The organism is Paraburkholderia sp. RL18-085-BIA-A (assembly GCF_046027075.1).
Classification (GTDB): Bacteria; Pseudomonadota; Gammaproteobacteria; order Burkholderiales; family Burkholderiaceae; genus Paraburkholderia.
In genome coordinates this window covers 1-2,755 of record NZ_JARESU010000341.1, presented here as the reverse complement: position 1 = coordinate 2,755, position 2,755 = coordinate 1, and the positions used below count along the sequence as shown (strand labels likewise).

Sequence of the window (2,755 nt, the reverse complement as noted above, 5' to 3'; positions counted from 1 at the left end):
GATTTTTCTCGTCATAGATCACCTGGATGGCCGACACGCGGCCATCAGGTCGAAATTGCGCATCGCAGCTTGGGCCGCGACCGAAGGACTAGGCGAGAGAGATTCGAGGGGGACGTTCGATGCCGTCGGTCAGAAACGACGCGACACGGACAGAGGAGGGGAACGGAACGACAAGTTGAATGGCGTAGGCGGCTGATACCACTGTCGGGACGGCGGGCAAAGTTGCGCCCGAGCAGCAGGACTCGCATGTCGAGCACGAATGAACGTGGTGCGCGCGATCATCGTGGCCGAGATGATGGAGACCATCAGCCATGGCGACACCGTGCATGTGACGGTGCGCCGACTCGTCCACTTCGGCATGCTGCGCAAACGCCCCGTCGCTCCCGATATACGACGAGTCGCATTTCATGGAGACGGCCGCGAACGACTGAACCGGAAGGCTCAGTGCAAGCAGCACGATGACGAAGAGTTTGCGCCAGTAAGACATGGGTGCGAAGTTTAGCACGCAATCTAAGAAAACCGTAAGGTCCGGAACGTGTCAGTGTGTAACCGTGAAACTGCGCCACTGCGACGGCTGGCCAAAGATGCAACCCGGATCTTAGTCGGAGCGCGCGACAAAGGCGTGGCCGAATAATGACCAATTTTTCGGGTATGTCCAAGAAAAAAAAAATGTCATGGTGGCGTCATTTCCAGTACACCGTCCACACATCACGCTCGGCACATTAAGCTCGTTGTGTCTCACTCGGCGGCCTGTGGTGCGACGCCAACAAATATTGCCATGCGTATCCTCATAGTCGAAGACGAGACGATAATGACCTCCTGCCTCCGCAAGGGGCTCATGGAGGCCAGCTATACGGCCGACACTGCCGATACGCGTCGCCACTGGATAGAGGGACACGGAACATGGGCTTCTACCGCAATGTCATTCTGCCGCGCCTTTGCGACCTCGCAATGCGCAACAGCTTTCTTGAGCCCTACCGGGAGCGGGTCATTGGCAACGCCGAAGGCACGGTGCTCGAGATCGGCGCGGGGTCAGGCCTGAATTTGCCGCTATACGAAGCGGGCGTGAGAGAGGTTCTCGCACTCGAGCCCGATCCCAAACTCATGGCTATGGCGCGGCGAAACGCGAAGCAGGCGAGGCGACCGGTGACTTTTCTGGACGCTTCGGCAGAAGCCATCCCGCTGGAAGACAGAAGCGTTGATACGGTCGTCACCACCTGGACCCTGTGCACGATTCCGGAGGCTAAGCGTGCGCTGAAGGAGATGCGTCGCGTGCTAAAACCGAACGGGTACCTGCTCTTCGTCGAGCACGGTCTCGCGCCGGACGAACGCGTGTATAAATGGCAGAACCGCTTGACGCCCGCCTGGAAGTGCATCAGCGGCGGCTGCCATCTGAATCGGCCTATTGCGCACATGATTGAGAGGGGCGGCTTCATCATCGACCATCTCGACACGGGTTACGCGCCCGGTCCGAAGTCGATGAGCTTTCTGTACGAGGGTCGTGCTCGACCAAACCGATAGCCTGTGGCGATGATGAGAGCATCCGGAAGCGGGGTAACAGATCTCTGGTGGCGCGGCAGGTTCGATTCGTCGCTATGCCGGCTTGCGGAAAAAGAGGTAGTGTTCGTCCTCTGTTCCTTCGGGTGCGAAAACAGGATCGCCCACTTGTCGCCGATCCACTCGTGAAAGCGGATCGTACCTTCGGTCGTCTCGGCCGTGAAATCGGGTGCTTCGTCGCCAATGCGGATTGACATATCAAACCTCCAGTGGTGGATGAGCCGGAGCATTGCGGCCGCGTGAACGGCTTCGCTCGCTCCGGATTGAGAAACCCGAAGATTCATCACGGCTCCTTCGGGGACAAGATACCGCGGTGTACTAACCGGACAAAGGATGCGGCCTCCGCCGATCAACGCGTGGGTGTTTGAGGGAGCAATGCATTCAGACCTCGCATTCGTGGATCGCCATCAGAAGCATCGTGGAATGGTCCGAAGCCCATCCGCTCGCGAGTGGCAAATTCCACAATCCCTGATCGACTTTACGCGTGTCGTATGACCGGCGTGTAGCCAGCGTCCACAATGGCTTTGGCGATCTCGTCTGGCGGCATTCCCGAGTCAACGGTGACACATTTCGCACCGACATCCGCCGCAACCGAGGCCAGCGGGTCAGCTTCTCTTGATCGAGGAACTCACAGCTTCGCCTCGTGCCACTTGCTGACGAGTTTCGGACGTGTGCATGCCGAACTTGCCATAGGGTGCCACTGCATCGCAAGCCGCAGATGCATCGATTATCAGGCGGATCGGCAAGACCAAAAGAAGGATCAGGCCGACAAGGATTCTGCGCGGAGGAGTCATGGTTTTGATGGGCCACGCACAGCGTGTTCGACTACTCCTATTTACGATTATTGTCGCGGGGAAAGTAGCGTACTGTGCGGTTCCGCGCACGATACTCCTTTCGTCTGAACGTAGCGTGTTGCGCAGGCTTGAACTATTGTCTCTTTGGACGAACAGCGGTGCGCAGAAGCAAACACATCAATTTCCGCTTGCCCTTGCCACTGTTCGTCGACGCCGCTGGTTCGTTGACAGTACAGATGAGATGCCGTCGGTCAGGACGACATTGATCATATAGCCATCGCCGCAAGCGTCGCGACGCAGGACCGCCCGGACACGGCGTGCGGCGGCTTCATCATAGGGAGATATCGCGATAGCGGAACTCGGTCATCATCCCGGTCGCCATGTGGTATAGGTTGTGGCAATTA

General features: G+C 58.0%; 2 protein-coding genes and 2 pseudogenes. 3 read left to right on the top strand and 1 reads right to left on the bottom strand.

Annotated elements, in window-relative coordinates:
• Nucleotides 1-259 precede the first annotated feature (259 nt).
• The 3 genes and pseudogenes from P0D89_RS52105 to P0D89_RS52095 all read left to right on the top strand — a co-directional run bounded on the left by P0D89_RS52105 (nt 260) and on the right by P0D89_RS52095 (nt 1,521).
• Nucleotides 260-502: a hypothetical protein gene (locus P0D89_RS52105; protein WP_408370855.1), complete on the top strand. Its 243-nt coding sequence runs from the start codon at nt 260-262 to the stop codon at nt 500-502.
• Between the two features lie 276 nt (nt 503-778).
• Nucleotides 779-871 (top strand): annotated as a pseudogene (locus tag P0D89_RS52100) (DNA-binding response regulator); the annotation flags it as partial.
• A 32-nt stretch (nt 872-903) separates the two neighbouring features.
• A complete protein-coding gene (locus P0D89_RS52095; protein WP_408370853.1) occupies nt 904-1,521 on the top strand; it encodes a class I SAM-dependent methyltransferase in 618 nt (205 codons plus the stop codon).
• A 113-nt stretch (nt 1,522-1,634) separates the two neighbouring features.
• Here the strand turns inward: P0D89_RS52095 and P0D89_RS52090 are convergent.
• Nucleotides 1,635-1,754: pseudogene (locus P0D89_RS52090) on the bottom strand (peroxiredoxin); the annotation flags it as partial.
• Nucleotides 1,755-2,755 lie beyond the last annotated feature (1,001 nt).